Raw genomic sequence first — 18,575 nt, 5'->3', positions numbered from 1 at the left:
CCGCTGATGTTAATTTAAATGATAGTGATTATCAATATTGTTTGATCTTTTATTTCGAAAAATGATTTAATATCAAAATTATATTCTTTTAATTGATTAATTTGTCAGTCGAATAGGTTTTAAATAATGAGTTTGAAAGTGGGTAATAGTTTTTTAATGTGTAAATTGTCACTTGCTGTGTGTGGTGCATTAATGGTCACAGGATGTGGGGGGGGCTCTGATGGGGAGAGCCCTGTTGGATCTGTCCCTTCCAGCTATACCTTTCAAAATTCATTAGTATGTGCCGATGCAGATCTGAATGGCGTATGTAGTGACCTAGAAAAACGTATTGCAAACGTATCTATGCATGCGCAGCTGAGGCAATACGATGGTGCGGTTTTGACCGCCCCTCCTGGCTTTGAACTGGTGTCGCCTTTTACCACTTTGATTCATAGTGAAATGATGTTTAACCCAACGGTTAGTAACGATCTGGCTCAGGCTAAGGCATCCCTTCAACGTAAGCTTGGTGATCACGTTGGGGTCAATTTTTCCTCACTAGACACTGCATATGGTCCTAAAGATAAGTCTAACGTGTTGCTAAAATCACTGAAAAAGGCACAAACTGATGGTAAGCAAAGAGCATATACTAATATCGCCCACGCACTCGATCTTATGATCGAGCATCAAACGTTAGATCTGTCTGACGTAGACGTTTCAGGGATCGCTTCGAGGCACTTGCAAATTGACAGTGATTTGGTTGTCCGCGGTTCACAAGCGGTACCGCAATTGTCTGGTGCGAAATCCGTCGCTTTGAATCGAGCTAGCGGTCAAATCGTATTTTTGACTGCCGATGATATGGTGATGCAAATAGACAGTGCTGTACGTAATAAGTCTGTGACACTGATTGGAGATGCAGAGCCTGAAGTTAATTCAGGTTTGATGAGTATTCGTTCACACGACGATCACTACGGTCATGATGACGATGACGATGACGATGACGATCACGGTCACGGAAGTGGGTCTGGGGGTGGCGAGGTCGCGGTAAAATCGAACGAAATCGTTCAATTGGTACCAGCATTAGATGGCGTTCAAGCTTATAAGGTTTATAAGCCGACGGCTTACGTTTCACCGACAGCAAGTGATGTATGTAATGACCAAGGTTCCAATGGCGTATTTTTAGCAAGGTTAAGCAGTTCTAGTAACGATGCAGAGAAAAAAGCTTTCGCAATAGATACTTATAGCAGTCGAAGTGGTGGTGAGCTTCCTCCGGTTATTAAACCTACACCAGCGGTTGACCCATCCGCAAATCAATCGTGTATGAATGATAATTTTGCGTCGGTACTCCCCTTGTTGCAAAGCGGTTCCTTGTTGGCGGTTAAGGGCTCCAGTAGTTCAGTAGGTTCTCAAGAACTCAAGTTGTTAAGTGCCGACACGCTCGCCATGAAGAGTTTGCGTCATCCGCTTAAGGCCTCGTCGCCACAAATTTTCCCCTCTTATGATGAGAGTGAAGTATTGGTTATCTACGGTAACCACCCTTTAAGCAGTAATGTTGCATCTGAAGTTGTGAATGCTGCAAACCTCTCGACTAAGATGACGATTGACAAGATCAATTTGAAAACCGCGAACATTGTTGCCCAACAGCAAATTCTATTGGGCTTGGAAGATAATAAGCTCGAGTGGATTTCAAACTCCGCACAGCAAAAAGAGCTCGGAGGGCTAGCGGTTGATGGTGCCATTCGCCATATGGCGACATCGGCGGATGGAATTGTGAGCGCTATTACAACCGAGAATTCGCTCTATATCGTGGATAACATGAAGAGATCTGTACTTGTACACCAGGCGTTGATAAGTAGCGCGATCAACTTCTTGTATGTATTAGAGGATAAGGTCATTGCAGTGACTTCTTCAGGGGTGGATTATTATCAATTTCGAAATATTAGTGGTCCGGCTCTTAAAGTTGGCAGCCAACTGGTAACAAAAGAACTCCTCAAAAAATGGGAAGACAGTGGAAATTCAAGTTGGAACTCTACCAACTTGGGATACGTCCTTTCTCAAACTGGAACAGAAAGTCGTATTTCTGAACAATTCAAAAACGTTAACCTTTCATTCTCTCCTTCTAATGCAACAACCTCGAGTGGCATCACTGGAGTGAACGTTAGCGGCTTAGAGCGAGGCGAGTGGTTAACCTTTTATAAAAACCTTTAAAGGTCTTCAATAAAGAAAGAGGGGAGGCTAGCTCCCTTGTTTATTTAGTTTTTCCCATTATATCAAAGCTCATTTGTTAAGAGGCTCCAATAATGAACCAAAAGTAGAAGCTTATCCGGCTGATAGTACGTTCTTCCAAGTTATTTGATTGCGCATGAACGAGAGCTTACAGGTAAGGAACTTAAATGATCCCTTTTTAGACAACAACAGCTCTACTCGTGTCAAATCCCTTCCTTTCACGAGCGTTTGAGGCTGCGAAGCGATTTGGAGGGGGCATGTTCATGATATTAGAAAATTATAAAGGCCACAGGTTAGTGGTACGGCGAGCCTAATAATCACTCAGTCAGTTAAATGGTTCGTATCTAACATGCATTAGAGTAGTTATGCATCTGGTTGTGCTAACCCCAAGGCTTTTGGCCCATTTCATCCACCTAAAATTGGTAAACTAAATTATGGCTTTAACAACTCCTGCAACATTGTCGGTATTGAGTGCTGTTTTGTTATTAAATAGTTTCTCTGCATATGCTTTTAGTTCTAGCATCAACGGTTTGCATCAAGAAACAGTAAGCTGCTTAGATAAAAACATCGGTGAAATGTTTACGCATAACAATATGGATTATCTCGTAGTTGATGACCACTCAATCCGCCTACGCGAAAATCAAGATGCCTTAGTTGGGAACATTTTGCGCTTTTGTACCTCCCACGTCACCAATATGAGGGGGTTGTTTGAGAAGAAAAGGCTTAATCAGCACAGATATCCGGGTTTCAATGTCGATATCAGTGATTGGGATACTCGCCAGGTAACCGATATGAGCAAAATGTTTTTTTATGCCGAAGCCTTTAACCAACCTATTGGCAACTGGGATACGGCCAAGGTCACCAATATGAGCGGAATGTTTCATTCTGCTGGCGCCTTTAATCAACCTATTGGCAACTGGGATACGGCTCAGGTCACCAATATGGCTAATATGTTCCGAAAAGCCAGTTCCTTTAACCAACCTATCGGCGACTGGGATACGGCTAATGTCACTGATATGAGCGGAATGTTTCATTCTGCTGGCGCTTTTAACCAACCTATCGGCGACTGGGATACGGCTAATGTCACTGATATGAGCGGAATGTTTCATTCTGCTGGCGCTTTTAACCAACCTATCGGCGACTGGGATACGGCTAATGTCACTGATATGAGCGGAATGTTTCATTCTGCTGGCGCTTTTAACCAACCTATCGGTTACTGGGATACGTCTAATGTTACTGATACGAGCGGAATGTTTCATTCTGCTGGCGTCTTTAACCAACCTATCGGTTACTGGGATACGTCTAATGTTACTGATATGAGCGGAATGTTTCATTCTGCTGGCGCCTTTAATCAACCTCTCGGCAACTGGAATATGGGTAAGGTCACCCATATGACCAACATGTTTGAGGGAGCTGATGCTTTTAGTTACTCCAACAGCAGCTGGTATAAAAAAGCCGTAAGCTGCTTAGATAAAAACATTGGTGAAACATTCACGTATAAAAATACGAATTATCTTGTAGTTGATGACGATTTAATCCGCTTACGCGAAAATCAAGATGCACTGGCTGATGGGGAGCTGCGTTTTTGCACCTCTTATGTCACCGATATGAGCGGTTTATTTTCATCGAGCGACTTTAACCAAGATATCGGCAATTGGGATACGGCGAATGTCACTAATATGAGAGGGATGTTTTATCGTGCTGATGACTTTAACCAACCTATCGGTAATTGGGATACGGGTCATGTCACTGATATGAGCTATATGTTTGCTCATTCTTATGACTTTAACCAAGCTATTGGCAATTGGGATACGGGTAATGTCACTAATATGACAGAGATGTTTGCTCACGCTCAAGCTTTTAACCAACCTATCGGCAATTGGGATACAGGTCATGTCACTGATATGAGCTATATGTTTGCTCATTCTTATGACTTTAACCAAGCTATTGGCAATTGGGATACGGCGAATGTCATTGATATGAGAGGGATGTTTGAGGGGGCTGGTGCTTTCAGTTTCCCCACCAACAGTACGCATCAACAAACCGTAAGCTGCTTAGATAAAAGCATCGGTGAAACATTCACGTATAAAAACACGGATTATCTTGTAGTTGATGACGATTTAATCCGCCTACGCGAAAATCAAGATGCACTGTCTGATGGGGGACTGCGTTTTTGCACCTCTCATGTCACCGATATGAGCGGTTTATTTTTATTTAGCGACTTTAACCAAGATATCGGCAATTGGGATACGGGTAATGTCACTAATATGAGAGAGATGTTTGCTGGCACTCTCGCTTTTAACCAAGCTATCGGCAATTGGAATACGGGTAATGTCACTGATATGAGCTTCATGTTTGTTGAAACTCACGCTTTTAACCAAGATATCGGCAATTGGAATACGGGTAATGTCACTGATATGAGAGGGATGTTTGCTGGTGCTGACGCTTTTAACCAAGATATCGGCAATTGGGATACGGGTAATGTCACTAATATGAGAAGGATGTTTGATCATGCTTACGCTTTTAACCAAGATATCAGTGACTGGAACACCAGTAGTCTTGCCGACATGACAGACATCTTTGGGTGGGATCATCCTTATAGTGACTTCACCAGTGGCTGGTATCAACAAACCGTAAGCTGCTTAGATAAAAACATCGGTGAAACGTTTACCAATAAAAACATGGATTATCTCGTAGTTGATGACGATTTAATCCGCCTACGCGAAAATCGAGATGCACTGGCTGATGGGGGGCTGCGTTTTTGCACGTCACATGTCACCGATATGAGCGGTTTATTTTCATCGAGCGACTTTAACCAAGATATCGGCAATTGGGATACGGGTAATGTCACTGATATGAGCTTCATGTTTCGTTCTGCTGGCGTCTTTAACCAACCTATTGGCACTTGGGATACGGGTAACGTCACTGATATGAGCGGAATGTTTGATAGTGCTGACGCTTTTAACCAAGATATCGGCAATTGGAATACGGGTAATGTCACTTATATGAGAGGGATGTTTGCTCACACTGAGGCTTTTAACCAACCTATCGGCAATTGGGATACGGGTAATGTCACTAATATGAGCTACATGTTTTTTGAAACTCACGCTTTTAACCAAGATATCGGCAATTGGAATACGGGTAATGTCACTGATATGAGAGGGATGTTTTCTCACACTGAAGCTTTTAACCAAGATATCGGTAATTGGGATACGGGTAATGTCACTAATATGATAGAGATGTTTGCTGATGCTTACGCTTTTAACCAAGATATCAGTGACTGGAACACCAGCAGTCTTGCCGAAATGACAGACATCTTTGGGTGGGATCGTCATTATAGTGACTTCAACAGTGGCTGGTATCAACAAACCGTAAGCTGCTTAGATAAAAACATCGGTGAAACGTTTACCAATAAAAACATGGATTATCTCGTAGTTGATGACGATTTAATCCGCCTACGCGAAAATCGAGATGCACTGGCTGATGGGGGGCTGCGTTTTTGCACGTCACATGTCACCGATATGAGCGGTTTATTTTCATCGAGCGACTTTAACCAAGATATCGGCAATTGGGATACGGGTAATGTCACTGATATGAGCTTCATGTTTCGTTCTGCTGGCGTCTTTAACCAACCTATTGGCACTTGGGATACGGGTAACGTCACTGATATGAGCGGAATGTTTGATAGTGCTGACGCTTTTAACCAAGATATCGGCAATTGGAATACGGGTAATGTCACTTATATGAGAGGGATGTTTGCTCACACTGAGGCTTTTAACCAACCTATCGGCAATTGGGATACGGGTAATGTCACTAATATGAGCTACATGTTTTTTGAAACTCACGCTTTTAACCAAGATATCGGCAATTGGAATACGGGTAATGTCACTGATATGAGAGGGATGTTTTCTCACACTGAAGCTTTTAACCAAGATATCGGTAATTGGGATACGGGTAATGTCACTAATATGATAGAGATGTTTGCTGATGCTTACGCTTTTAACCAAGATATCAGTGACTGGAACACCAGCAGTCTTGCCGAAATGACAGACATCTTTGGGTGGGATCGTCATTATAGTGACTTCAACAGTGGCTGGTATCAACAAACCGTAAGCTGCTTAGATAAAAACATCGGTGAAACGTTTACCAATAAAAACATGGATTATCTCGTAGTTGATGACGATTTAATCCGCCTACGCGAAAATCGAGATGCACTGGCTGATGGGGGGCTGCGTTTTTGCACGTCACATGTCACCGATATGAGCGGTTTATTTTCATCGAGCGACTTTAACCAAGATATCGGCAATTGGGATACGGGTAATGTCACTGATATGAGCTTCATGTTTCGTTCTGCTGGCGTCTTTAACCAACCTATTGGCACTTGGGATACGGGTAACGTCACTGATATGAGCGGAATGTTTGGTAGTGCTGACGCTTTTAACCAAGATATTGGCAATTGGAATACGGGTAATGTCACTGATATGAGAGGGATGTTTGCTCACACTGAGGCTTTTAACCAAGATATCGGCAATTGGAATACGGGTAATGTCACTGATATGAGCTACATGTTTGCTGGTGCTCGCATATTTGATCAAGAACTAATAGGTTGGGATGTTTATAATGTTGAGGCTGCAGATGATTTCTCACCATATTACAGTGCTTTAAAACAAGTGAATCGCCCACGATTTTTCCTATAGTTAACCGTTGTGTATAGAGACCAGTCATTGCAAAGTATTGCAGTGGTTGGTTTTTATGTTGGCACTTAGCGAAAACTTAAAAACATCACAAAATAGGTTGGTGTAAACTTCACCTCTTACTAGCATGTCTTATTCATTTACATATTGGGAGTATCCGTGACGCAATGTGTTGAGTACGGCTTATCACTCGAGTCACTTATTAGTGAATAACGTTAATGCTACTAAACTATCCAGCACGAAAAACGATTCTGTGGTAAACGTTGAGGTCTTCACCGCGATAATAATATCGGCTGGTTGAAAATCGTGACCGACTTTAACCTTGGCGAATGAAAAGGGAAATAATCTCGAGTGACACCTAGCACTGCATTGTTGGATTTGAGAATTTGAGATGTGGTGATGCAGTTGGCGCAGCGGTACATCGATGCTCTTTGGAACTAAAGTGGTGATGTTGCTAATGATAAACATAGTGAGGTTTTAATGACCTCTCTATGGAGATTTCCTTAATGTTTACCGGAGGGGGGTCCGGCAACTTCGCTGGTATGGAAGCGTTTTTTGATACGTATGTTCGTATACATGACTGATAGGTTCACTCCTATTTGCGAAGCGACTTGGTAGATTGAGCCTCTTTATTCTTGGCCATAGACCGCTCAAACATTAACGTCGCTGCACTACCAAATCGAAAAGTTGCGTCTTGCTACAACACCACATCTGCCAGTACATTACCTATGACTGACTATAGTTGCTTGCTAGTATTAATGGATCAAATGGCAAGAGAACTGAAATAGATGTGATCAGTATATTGACGCATTTAATGAGTATGATTTTGGGTGGGGAGCCTGTCCATTTTAACGCAGACGTTTCAATAACTTGTCAACGAGTCATTCAATTGGTGTGTTTGTACTCGTATTTCATCAATGCTTTGTATGAAAATTAACCCAAAAATGATAGTAATAAAAATAATTATCATTTGTTTTGTTGTTTGCTGCGCTATTTAAGATATATGTCATTTAACATGTGTTTTTTCTATTATAAAATTACTATCAATTAATTAGGCGAATGAAGTTGATGGAATTTGTATTAAAAGAGGTGCATTTTGGAATTAGAATTATTTTCATCTGATGAGCTATTAGCGTTAGCTGCCATTGATTTAGAAAAAAATGAATTAGCGTTAGGTTTAGAAAAACTAAAACTCATGAGAAAAAAAGGTGTTGTTTCTGATGAGCTCGACTCTATGTTAGGCAGCGTATATGCAAAATTACAGTTATTTATTGACGCGGCAGAGTGTTATTCTCGACTGTTAGAAAGAGCTCCATCACGTGTTCATGAGAGATTCCAGTTGGGAATGGTATATCGAGAGATCGGCGAAATAGACAAAGCGTTAGAGCATTGGGATATGGTATTAGGAGATGAGCCTAACTATCCTCCAGTGCTATTTCATAAGGCAGTACTTTTGTTAAACAATAATGATGAAAGTGAGTGTAGGTACCTATTAACACTGTTGATAGAGTCTGCTGAAGAAGACAATTATTACGCCCAAAATGGTAAAAAATTAATTGATGAATTAAATTCTGGTGACACTTCTCAGGATACTAACGTTTTAGAAAATGTTCATTAATAATCTCATGGTTTTAAAAGACGGATGATCTCACTAGATAAGTTACTAGAATATTACCAAGCTGATCCAGATAATGATGAGCTAGCATTAGAAGTAGTTGCTGCTACAGCGAGTAGTGGCGATATCGAAGCTGCATTGGATTTTTTAGAAAAAAATACTGGTAAATATGGTGATGATGTTAGGTTCCAAGCTTGGTATGCACATTTGTATATAGCTCAAATGAAATTTGAAGAAGCTGCAAAAATATACAAAAAAATTTTTGAGAAGGGAATTGTCAGCGATTCATTGAGAATAAATTATGCATATGCTCTTTTTAACGCTGGTAATAATCCCGATGCGTTAAAAATATTAAACGATTGTTCAAGTGTTGACCCCGAGCATCAAATTTTGAAAGTACGTTGTATGAGCTCTCAAGATGACTTATCCTTAGCTATAGATATACTAGTCAATTTAGATGTATTAGAGATATCCGAAAAAATAGAATCTGAGAGAGTGGGTCTCCTAGCACTACTTTATCTAGATAATGGTAATTATGTTCATGCTGAGAAATCAGCCTTAGCCTCTTTAAATATAGATAAAACGAATTTTGATGCAAGACTTGTGATTGCTACATTATTGCTATTTAAATTTAAAACTGATGAAGCTAGCGTTGCTATTAATAGCTTATATGATGACTTCCCCCTTGTTGGCCGGGTTCTTGTCATTAAAGCGCTTTTAGAAATGTATAGTAATAATATTGAATTCGCGATTTCTTTATACGAGAAGGCGTGTAAAGTTATGCCATTCCATTGCGGTTCGAAAGTTAATTTAGCATGGTGTTACTTTTTAAAAGGTGATTTAGAGAATGCAGAAGATAACTTCCAAGCATCAATTGAATTAGATAAAAACTTTGCAGAGGCCTATGGTGGCATGTCAATGATCCGAGCAAGTCAACAGCTCTGGATTGAAGTTAAAAAGCTGTCGAAAGTCGCCCTGAGGTTAGACAGTAGCTGCGCGTCCGCTCTGTTTAGCCGAGCGATATACTTGGATCATATTGGTAAAGCAAAGGAATCTGAGTTGATAATGAATGGGATTGTTAAATTTAGCTCAGATGCCACTGATAAAACCATTAAAGATGTTGTTCTGGAAAGGTTAAGTATGAGGTTAAGATGAATGTAGACGCTGCAGCCTTTTTACTGAGTAAGCTAATGAGTACAGCTTTACTTGTCTGCGGTCCTATTCTTTTTGTAGCATTAACTGTTGGAGTAGTCATTAGTATTTTACAGGTTGTTACTCAAATACAAGAAATGACGTTAACTTTTGTTCCAAAGATGTTGGCAGTTGCAGGTGTAATTATGTTTTTCTCTAACTGGATGATAAATCTGCTCACAGAGTTTACGGAATTTTCATTTCACTATGCTTCGGGGCTATAGGGTGAAAATTTTAGAAGGTGAGGTTACAAGTTTTATAATTACTTTTTTACTTGTGATAACCAGAATTACACCACCTCTGCTTTTTAAGAGTTTCAATCCATTGTATATGCTTCCAAAGTATATAAAGATTGCATTGATAATGTATTTGTCATTCTTAATCAGCTCTAATATTTTTGAACCGTATTTAATTGAAAAAGTTTCGAGTTTGAGAGCAGCGCCTTTTGCTTTATCGATATTATCTGAATTTTTCATTGGTTCTTTTTTTTGGTTTTCATTGATACTGACTTATGGCGCTATGATGACTGTTTTTCAGCTTTTGGATATTCAGGTCGGCTTTAATCCTTCTGGTATATTTAATCCTGCAATGAATCAGTCTGAACCAATATTAAGTAGAGCTATATTAATATTTTCAATGCTATTGTTTTTTGCTCTTGATATACATTATTTGATAATATATGTTATTTCTTCAACATTTGAATATTACCCGATTCTTAGTGGTTATCAGGATTTTTCAGTTAATAAATCAATAGCCTTTTTCACCCGTCAATTGGTAGTTAGTTTTATGCTTGTTGCCCCTGTTGTGATATCTATATTGTGGGTTGAAGTCGTATTAGGTCTCTGTAGTAGAATGATGCCTCAAGTTAACATATATTTTGTTGGCTTACCTGCTAAAGTTTTAGTGGCAATTTTTATGCTTGGATTTATATCCAATTATGCTGAAAAAGTAATTAGGAAGATCTTTACTTCAAATTTTTTGTATTGGGATTCACTGTATTAAATAGTCTATAAGATGAGTTCAGAAGAAAAAAATGAAGATGCTACCCCTTATAAGGTAGAGCAGGCTAGAAAAAAAGGAAAAGTAGCAAAGAGTACTGAATTAAGTGCAATTGGTGGAGTAGTAGTTTTTTTTATTTCCCTATGCTTTTTATTTGATTTTATTGGTTTGAAAATTATAAAGATCATGGAGGAGGTGTTAAAAAATGCACATTTAATTGAACCTAATAATAATTTTTGGATTGTTAGAAATATGTTTGATGGTTTTCTTCTTTCTATCATGCCGGTCATGTTTCTTAGTATTATTATATCTGTTACTATAAATGTTTTACAAACTCGTGGGTTAATTAGCTTCCACCCTTTGAAACCTGATTTAAAGAAAATAGATCCAATAAAAGGATTTAAAAAAATTTTTTCAAAAAAGATAATTTTTGATTTCTTTAAGAATATAACCAGACTTATAATTATTGGTATTTTTGTATATTATTTTTTTATTTTTTCATTTAAGGGGATTTATGATCATTTTAATCCATCTATAGATGGTTTTTTGATTTTTCTCTCTAAGATAGTACAAGATACAGTTCTTTTTTTTATAGCTCTGATGATTCCATTTTCCGTGATAGATTTTAAATTCCAGTCTTGGTTTTACCTTAAGGAATTGAAAATGAGTAGAAAAGAGATTAAAGATGAATACAAAAACCAAGAAGGTGATCCAGAAGTAAAGCAGCAGAGAAGAAAACGGCAGAAAGAGCTAAAGGAAAAGTTGTCTTCAATTTCATCTGTGAGTTCCGCAGATGTAGTGATTACGAACCCAACTCATTTGGCGGTAGCTTTGGTATTTGACAAAAATAAAATGTTGGCACCAAAAGTTGTTGCTAAGGGTAAAGGTTACATAGCAAAACGAATCAAAGATGTTGCTGTTGAAAATAATGTAACGACTAAGGTCGATATTTTATTAGCTAGGAAGATATATAGTTCTGTCGCTATTGATTCAGAGGTTCCACCTGAAATTTATGATGAGGTTGCTACTTTATATAGGTGGCTGTATAGTTTGGAATAATAGGTCTTATTTTGTTCAAAGAGTACTTAGTAAAAGATTGGAAAAGTAATATATTTATCGTTGGTGTGGCCTCCATACTAATGGTTATATTCTTACCTGTACCATCAGAAATATTAGATTTTTTGCAAATTATAAATTTCAGTGTAGCACTCCTTATTTTGTTGCTTACTTTTTGCACTGATAAGCCACTAAATTTTTCAACATTTCCGTCCATTATTCTGATAGCAACATTATTTAGGCTGGCATTAAATATATCTGCGACAAGACTGATTCTCGGAGAGGGCGATGCTGGCGATGTTATTAGTGCTGTTGGCGAGTTTGTTGTATCAGGTAACTATATTGTAGGCTTTATTGTATTTATCATATTGGTTGTCGTGCAGTATGTAGTTATAACGAACGGCGCTCAAAGAGTAGCAGAAGTCGCTGCTAGGTTTACGCTTGATAGTATGCCTGGCAAGCAGATGGCGATAGATGCCGATATGAATATGGGACTCATTGAAGAACAGGAAGCAAGAGAACGAAGAGCCACGATTGAAAAAGAAGCAAACTTTTATGGTGCGATGGATGGTGCAACTAAGTTTGTTAAAGGTGATGCTATTGCCGGAATAATTATTATCTTAATTGATATTATTGGCGGCATCGCTGTTGGTGTGACTCAACACTCGATGAGCTGGAATGATGCTTTAACTATTTATTCTCTTTTGACCATCGGTGACGGTATAGTCACTCAGATACCTTCACTTATTATTGCCGTTGCAACGGGGATAATTATAACTAGGGCAGCGACAGATTACGAGCTAAGTCATGAGATAGGTAAGCAAATAGCTTCTCACCCGAGAACTCTAATTATGGTTACGCTAGCTTTATGTATTGTTTTAAGCTTTGGTGTTTTGCCTCCATTACCCCTAATTTTTGCAATCGCCCTTTTTGGGGGAGGGGTTTTTCTGACAATTAAAACAAGACAAGCTGATACCTCAGCTCTTGAATCTAATGAACTTAAAGAGGATTTAACCGAAGTTATCAGAGTACACCCGATACAGATTGTTTTGGGCTCGACATTGTATACCCTTGTGGCCGAAAACCAATGGACACTTAACTCTAGACTTGAGGCTTTGAGAGTATCAATTGCTAAGGAATATGGACTTATTTTACCTGAATTAAATATAATTAAAGATGATGATTTTGATGGCGAAGCATACGAACTATATATTCACGGTGCCAAGTATGCTCGAGGAAAAGTACGACCTGACAAACTTTTAGCTATCGGAAAAACTGAGTGTCTTAAAAATATAGATGGTGAAGAAACAAAAGAACCAGCTTATGGGCTACCAGCCCTTTGGATTGGTAATAATCAAAGTAGTTTTGCAAAAAGTCAATCCTGCACACTTGTAGAAGCTGAAATGATACTGTTTACCCATATTTCAGAAACGTTGAAGTCTCAGATGCATGAAATCATCTCTAGGATGAATGTTGAAAATATTCTTAACAATATAAAAAGCAGGAATACTTCTCTAGTTGATGAGTTGATTCCACAGGCAATGTCAGTTTCAGAATTACAACAAATATTACGCTTACTATTATCTGAAAAGGTTAGTATACGTCATAGTGAGTTAATTTTAGAGGCTTGTTCGGAACATTCTGAATTAGCAAAAACTCCCAATTTAATGGTTGAAAAAGTTAGGGAAAGGCTTTCACTTAGGTTATGCGAGCGTTATTTAGATGAAAGTGATTGTTTACAAGTAATAACAATCTCTCCAGTCGTTGAAGCGCGTTTAAAAACAACATTGACCAGTACGTTTACAGATGATGCAGCAAGCCCAGCAGATCTAGAAAATATTATTACACAGTTAGTCAGTGAAAGTGAAAAGCTAATATCTAAAGGTTTGGAGCCTGTTTTACTCTGTTCAAGCTCTTTGCGATATCCAATACGACAAATTACAGAGAGAGTTATTCCAAGGTTGGCGGTTCTGTCAGCGCTTGAGGTCAAAGGGGTACTGTCTGTTAAAACCGTTGGTCAAGTGAGTGGTTGATAATGAACAAAGTGCCTGAAATCGTACTTCAGTCGATAAAAGAAAACCTAGATAATATCGAACGAGTTAGCTCCAATACTAGTAATGTAACTACACCGGGTTTTAAAGCTCACTTAATCAATAAAGTAGGTATTGATAGTAGTCAAGGTGAAATAGCTAAATCAGGTCGATATCTAGATATAGCAATAGAAGGCTCTGGTTGGTTTGTCGCTCGAAAGGGCGATTCCTGGATGTTAACAAGAAATGGACAATTTAATATAGATGCTAGTGGGCATTTGGTGACATCGTCAGGGTATATTTTACAAGGAAGGAACGGTGGTATTTTTTTGGGGAATGATCAGTTCGAGTTAAGAACAAATGGAGAGATACTAGTTGAGGGTGTGAATCGTGGGAAATTATTAGCTGTAGAGCCCGCTCAATGGCAAAAGAAACAGTATCAAGGAGGTGAGATCTATATTTCCGGTGGGCAAGAGCTAGAACTCTCTAGCAATAGTCTTTTTCGTCAAGGTTACATAGAGCAATCAAATGTGCAGCCTTCGGATGCAGTTTTACAATTGATGATTCTTAATAAGCATACACAATCGGTACAAAAGTCTTACACAGCCTATGACCAAATTTTACAAAAGACCATAACAGAGTTAGGAAAATAAACCATGATAGAAGCATTGAGTAAGGCTGAAATGGCTTTGCGCACCCAACAACAATATATAGATATGATTTCAAACAACATATCCAATATTAATACTCCTGGTTATAAGGCCTCGACACCAATTTTCAACAGCTTGGTTTCGCCAACGCCAGCTGGGGATATTCCGGGGCCTGAGATTGGTTCTGGTGTCGAAATTTCCGGTTCACTTCATCGATTTACCGATGGGGAATATAAGTTTACTGGTTCACCAATGGACTTAGCTATACAAGGAAATGGTCTGTTGGAGGTTGAATCAGAAAATGGGCTCACAGCCTATACGCGTATTTCAACGCTCAAAAAGCTCGAGGATGGTTCTCTTGCTACTATTCAAGGTCATAAATTAAGCTCAAATATTGTTGTTCCTCCTGATGTAGAAGAAATTTTGGTCGATAGAAATGGCGAGGTAACAGGCCGTACACGAAGTGAAACTGAACCTTTAGTCTTAGGCCAGTTAGAACTCGTTTTATTCGATGCGGCTGAGTCATTAAAAGCCGGTGATGGTGGCTTATGGTATGAAACCGAATCGGCTGGTGGGATGCAATATTTAACTCCTGGTGAAGATGGTGCAGGTATCCTTTTACAGGGGTATACCGAAATGTCTAACGTGAACATGATTGAAGAAATGGTGACACTAATGGCGGCACAAAGAGCATATCAGTTGAATTCGAGAGTGATACAAACTAGTGACCAAATACTAGAGACGATAAATAACTTGATTCGATGATTAATATTTTTTATGTCAATTATATTCTTCATCCTAATTTTTTCCTCTATCACATATGCTGATCACAAGCCATTGAGCCCGAAAGAATATTTAGAAATACACCTAAATAAAGTGGGGTTCACACAGGTATTAATTAGTCCGTTAGGTGAAGGAAAAATTGACCATAATAACTATACCTTCCATGAAGTTGTATGTAGGTTTAAAATTAGTCGATGTGCTGTTAATTATAGGCTAATCAATAAGGGTGGGGTGTTGAATGAAAAAAGTAAGTCAATATGGTACAGAGTTGAAAGTCAAAGCCAAGGGTGGAAAGCTAAGAATAATTTATCAAAAGGGAAGAAAATCAACCACACTGATATTGAATGGGGTATGCGGAATGGTTTTACCTGCACAAGCAATGCACCACTGAAAAAAAAAGAACTAATTAACAGAGTTGTTATTTCTAATATTAAATCGGGCGCACCCTTGTGTTTGAGTGACCTTGAAAAGGAACGCGACGTAAATAAAAATGATGTAGTTCAGTTAATATCGAGAAGCGTGGGGTTTGATTTATTTCTTTCCGCTAAGGCTCTTGAGTCAGGAAATGTAGGAGATATTGTTAAAGTGCGTGTAAAAAGGTCTGCCAAAATATTGCAAGCGGTTGTAGTCGAAAAGGATCAGGTTGAGTTGGCCAAATGAATATGAATATGAATATCAAAAGGTGTTTATTAATATACACTGCAGCGCAATTTTTATTTTTCAGTACTGCGGCTTTTCCAATTGAATATGATGTTAAAAACTATAAAGCAAAGTGGGCTGATCAAAGAGCAACTTCAGTTGGAGATGTCGTCACTATATTAGTTCAGGAAACAGCCAAAGCAACGTCTTCTGCTGGTTTGGATGCAGAGAATAAGCATTCGGTTGGTATCTCACAGCAGCTAAATAGTAACTCGTTTAATTTGGATACTGGTTTGAATGGGTCCATGGCAGGTGAGTCCAGTACTTCTCGTAACGGCAGTATCAGTGCGACAATTACTGCTCGGGTTACTGAGATTGACCAGCACAACATGCTGAAAATTTTCGGTGAGCAGTACGTAACCGTCAATGGCGAAGAGCAAAAAATTACCATTAGCGGTTATGTTCGACCTGAGGATTTGACTGCTCAGAATTTAGTTGTTTCTTCAAGGATAGAGTCAGCTGTTATTGAGCTTAGCGGTATCGGGGAGGTCAACGACAATCGAAACCCTAATGTTTTTCGTCTTTTATTTAGGTGGTTAGGGTTCTGATATGAAAAATTTGTTTTTAGTCGTATTGATGTTAACAGCTCTACCTACCAACCTCTTCGCTGATGAAGGCTACGCTCGGTTAAAAGATATCGCTAGGCTCGAAGGAGATAGAGATAATGCCCTAATCGGTTATGGAGTTGTTGTTGGTCTTGCCGGTAGTGGTGACTCTCGTAAGAATAAATCCACAATACGTAGTATCGCTAACACATTAAAAGCATTTGGAGTGCTTGTTAGTGATAAGGAAGTAAACAGTAGTAATGCCGCTGCAGTAATGGTTACAGCGAATATCGGGAGTTTTTCTGAAAAAGGAGACAAAATTGACGTATCTGTATCTGCGATTGGAGATTCTAGAAGTTTAGTTGGTGGGACACTTTTATTGACTCCTCTAGAAGCATTGAATGGAGATGTTTATGCTGTCGCACAAGGGCAAATCTCAGTTGGTGGCTATAAATTTGAACAATTTGGTAACACTGAACAAAAGAATCACCCGACGGTCGGAATCGTTCCTAAAGGTGGAACAATCGAACGAGAAAATATTGCCCGCATGGTCAATGCAGATGGCAAAGTTGGAATTGTTCTAAACCACTCCGATTTTGGTACAGCGATCAACGTAGCTGATGCTATTTTATCTTTGGGTTTTGATGCTGAAGCTGTTCACTCTGGCAAAGTTGAAGTAGTTATTCCATACACAAGCAAGAATGACATTGTTCGTTCTATTGCACAAATTGAATCTTTGAAAGTGATAACGGATGAGGAAGCATTAATTGTTGTGAATGAACGGACTGGAACAATAGTATCTGGTGGAAGTGTTCAAATTAAGTCAATTACTGTGGCCCATGGAAATCTAGAGCTTTCGATTAAGACAAAATACAATGTTAGTCAGCCAGATAGTTTTATTGTCGGTCGGTTTAATGAAAATTCAGGTAATACAGTTGTCGTTCCTGAAACTAATATTAATGTAAAAGAAAGCGGATACAGTGTTAAAAAAACAGGTGAGTTTACAACGGTGTTTCAGCTTGTTAAAAATCTTAGGGATTTAGGTTTATCAACTCGGGATATTATTGTTATTCTACAAGCTGCTGATAAAGCTGGCGCTATTAATGGAAAGTTAGTCATTCAATAAGTTGAGAAAATGGAAATTAATTTAATACTAAATGAAATATCATCTACTCTAAGGAATATAGAAATTTCTAATAGAGTTAACAACTACAACATGATTGCCGGTAGGCTTGGGAAGCCACAATATTCTGTGTCCTTTGAAAAACTAGCATTTGGAGAGGGAGTTTCAAATGGACAAGACAGCTCTTTGGTTATAACACAAAGTGAGCAGAGCATTGAAGATATAATTATGCGTTCAATTGAGCTTTCAAGCCATAACAACAAGGTCGTTGACGTTTTGAATAGGAGGTTAGATATTGAAAGAATTAATTTTAAAGGGAGTCGATAAATGACAGAAATATCCTCAATTAAATTGATTGAATTATCATTATCCTTGGAATATAAAAAATTAGAAGCCGCTACTAGGAATCTTACAAACATAAATAAAACTTTTGTCTCAAAAAACGATCTCCCTGGTGAGTTCTATTTGAGAGTAAGAGAGTTACCTAACATAGAAGATGTTATTAAAGGTTCAGGTGGAATAACAACATATTCAATAAATGCGGATAAAACTAAAGTAAAAACTGAGTCTAAACTCGGGAGTTTAGAGTATAGAGTAGCGCTAGATCTAGAAACTGAAACTTTGAATATATCACAGGCTAAAAACGCTTATGAAGCAAGTATTCGCCTTTTTAATAACTCGAAAGATATGTCGAGAAAAGTTATGACAATAGGTAATAAGTAGAATGAAAGTTGAAGGTATTAGTTCGGGAGACGTTTCTATTATTGGTGGGCTAAGTATTGACTCCAATAATGAAACCGGACCTAGTTTTAGCGAGCGTCTCAGCAGTATTGATGATCGTATTTCGGCATTGGCTAATGGTCATAATGTTGAGTTGCATACTCTTTTGGTCGATATGGAACAAGCAAAACTAACTCTCGAGTACTCGGTCGCTTTACGAGATAAGTTAATCGATGCTTATAAAGAAATCACAACAATGCAAGTGTAG

At 38.6% G+C, this 18,575-nt stretch carries 16 protein-coding genes; all 16 read left to right on the top strand.

The features are described 5' to 3' along the window. Positions 1-192 precede the first annotated feature (192 nt). Complete coding sequence (locus tag OCV52_RS20390) at positions 193-2,184, top strand: hypothetical protein (protein WP_137407180.1); 1,992 nt, start codon at positions 193-195, stop codon at positions 2,182-2,184. Positions 2,185-2,636: 452 nt separating this feature from the next. Beyond that, positions 2,637-6,899 carry a BspA family leucine-rich repeat surface protein gene (locus OCV52_RS20385; RefSeq protein ID WP_261900881.1) on the top strand — a complete coding sequence of 1,421 codons (4,263 nt, stop codon included), beginning with the start codon at positions 2,637-2,639 and terminating at the stop codon, positions 6,897-6,899. 1,093 nt (positions 6,900-7,992) lie between these two features. Continuing rightward, positions 7,993-8,514, top strand: coding sequence for a tetratricopeptide repeat protein (locus OCV52_RS20380; RefSeq protein ID WP_240700667.1), 522 nt, complete (start codon positions 7,993-7,995; stop codon positions 8,512-8,514). Positions 8,515-8,538: 24 nt separating this feature from the next. Further along, complete coding sequence (locus OCV52_RS20375) at positions 8,539-9,666, top strand: tetratricopeptide repeat protein (protein WP_137407155.1); 1,128 nt, start codon at positions 8,539-8,541, stop codon at positions 9,664-9,666. Continuing rightward, positions 9,663-9,926 carry a flagellar biosynthetic protein FliQ gene (locus tag OCV52_RS20370; protein ID WP_137407156.1) on the top strand — a complete coding sequence of 88 codons (264 nt, stop codon included), beginning with the start codon at positions 9,663-9,665 and terminating at the stop codon, positions 9,924-9,926. The genes OCV52_RS20375 and OCV52_RS20370 overlap by 4 nt, the downstream gene beginning before the upstream one ends. 1 nt (position 9,927) lies before the next feature. After that, the gene (locus OCV52_RS20365; RefSeq protein WP_240700668.1) at positions 9,928-10,704 is read left to right on the top strand and encodes a flagellar biosynthetic protein FliR; all 777 of its coding nucleotides are present in this window, start codon (positions 9,928-9,930) and stop codon (positions 10,702-10,704) included. A gap of 12 nt (positions 10,705-10,716) precedes the next feature. Beyond that, positions 10,717-11,760 (top strand): EscU/YscU/HrcU family type III secretion system export apparatus switch protein, encoded by a 1,044-nt coding sequence (locus OCV52_RS20360; RefSeq protein WP_137407158.1) that lies wholly within the window; start codon positions 10,717-10,719, stop codon positions 11,758-11,760. An 11-nt stretch (positions 11,761-11,771) separates the two neighbouring features. After that, complete coding sequence (locus OCV52_RS20355; protein WP_137407159.1) at positions 11,772-13,790, top strand: flagellar biosynthesis protein FlhA; 2,019 nt, start codon at positions 11,772-11,774, stop codon at positions 13,788-13,790. Positions 13,791-13,792: 2 nt separating this feature from the next. Then, positions 13,793-14,440, top strand: a complete 648-nt coding sequence (locus OCV52_RS20350) for a flagellar basal body rod C-terminal domain-containing protein (RefSeq protein WP_137407160.1) — start codon at positions 13,793-13,795, stop codon at positions 14,438-14,440. 3 nt (positions 14,441-14,443) lie between these two features. Next, on the top strand, positions 14,444-15,202 hold the full coding sequence (locus OCV52_RS20345; RefSeq protein ID WP_137407161.1) for a flagellar hook-basal body protein: 759 nt from the start codon (positions 14,444-14,446) through the stop codon (positions 15,200-15,202). Between the two features lie 72 nt (positions 15,203-15,274). After that, positions 15,275-15,880: a flagellar basal body P-ring formation chaperone FlgA gene (gene flgA / locus OCV52_RS20340; protein ID WP_170222430.1), complete on the top strand. Its 606-nt coding sequence runs from the start codon at positions 15,275-15,277 to the stop codon at positions 15,878-15,880. Then, positions 15,877-16,467: a flagellar basal body L-ring protein FlgH gene (locus OCV52_RS20335; RefSeq protein WP_240700669.1), complete on the top strand. Its 591-nt coding sequence runs from the start codon at positions 15,877-15,879 to the stop codon at positions 16,465-16,467. Before flgA ends, OCV52_RS20335 begins: the two co-directional genes overlap by 4 nt. A 1-nt stretch (position 16,468) precedes the next feature. Next, entirely contained in the window at positions 16,469-17,590 is a 1,122-nt protein-coding gene (gene flgI, locus OCV52_RS20330) for a flagellar basal body P-ring protein FlgI (protein ID WP_137407163.1), read from the top strand. Between the two features lie 9 nt (positions 17,591-17,599). Beyond that, the gene (locus tag OCV52_RS20325) at positions 17,600-17,914 is read left to right on the top strand and encodes a hypothetical protein (RefSeq protein WP_137407164.1); all 315 of its coding nucleotides are present in this window, start codon (positions 17,600-17,602) and stop codon (positions 17,912-17,914) included. After that, positions 17,915-18,310 (top strand): flagellar basal body rod protein FlgC, encoded by a 396-nt coding sequence (locus OCV52_RS20320; protein WP_137407165.1) that lies wholly within the window; start codon positions 17,915-17,917, stop codon positions 18,308-18,310. It begins immediately after the preceding gene. Position 18,311: 1 nt separating this feature from the next. Then, positions 18,312-18,575, top strand: coding sequence for a flagellar hook-basal body complex protein FliE (locus OCV52_RS20315; protein ID WP_137407166.1), 264 nt, complete (start codon positions 18,312-18,314; stop codon positions 18,573-18,575).

This window comes from Vibrio chagasii, assembly GCF_024347355.1.
Taxonomy (GTDB): domain Bacteria; phylum Pseudomonadota; class Gammaproteobacteria; order Enterobacterales; family Vibrionaceae; genus Vibrio; species Vibrio chagasii.
This window is presented reverse-complemented; position numbering and strand designations above follow the sequence as displayed.

Bases quoted from the DNA above. Each gene is read 5' to 3' on its own strand.
- OCV52_RS20370 (WP_137407156.1), top strand. From the start codon at position 9,663: ATGAATGTAGACGCTGCAGCCTTTTTACTGAGTAAGCTAATGAGTACA.
- OCV52_RS20335 (WP_240700669.1), top strand. From the start codon at position 15,877: ATGAATATGAATATGAATATCAAAAGGTGTTTATTAATATACACTGCA.
- OCV52_RS20360 (WP_137407158.1), top strand. From the start codon at position 10,717: ATGAGTTCAGAAGAAAAAAATGAAGATGCTACCCCTTATAAGGTAGAG.
- OCV52_RS20315 (WP_137407166.1), top strand. From the start codon at position 18,312: ATGAAAGTTGAAGGTATTAGTTCGGGAGACGTTTCTATTATTGGTGGG.
- OCV52_RS20385 (WP_261900881.1), top strand. From the start codon at position 2,637: ATGGCTTTAACAACTCCTGCAACATTGTCGGTATTGAGTGCTGTTTTG.
- flgI (WP_137407163.1), top strand. From the start codon at position 16,469: ATGAAAAATTTGTTTTTAGTCGTATTGATGTTAACAGCTCTACCTACC.
- OCV52_RS20320 (WP_137407165.1), top strand. From the start codon at position 17,915: ATGACAGAAATATCCTCAATTAAATTGATTGAATTATCATTATCCTTG.
- OCV52_RS20350 (WP_137407160.1), top strand. From the start codon at position 13,793: ATGAACAAAGTGCCTGAAATCGTACTTCAGTCGATAAAAGAAAACCTA.
- OCV52_RS20325 (WP_137407164.1), top strand. From the start codon at position 17,600: ATGGAAATTAATTTAATACTAAATGAAATATCATCTACTCTAAGGAAT.
- OCV52_RS20375 (WP_137407155.1), top strand. From the start codon at position 8,539: ATGATCTCACTAGATAAGTTACTAGAATATTACCAAGCTGATCCAGAT.
- OCV52_RS20390 (WP_137407180.1), top strand. From the start codon at position 193: ATGGTCACAGGATGTGGGGGGGGCTCTGATGGGGAGAGCCCTGTTGGA.
- OCV52_RS20345 (WP_137407161.1), top strand. From the start codon at position 14,444: ATGATAGAAGCATTGAGTAAGGCTGAAATGGCTTTGCGCACCCAACAA.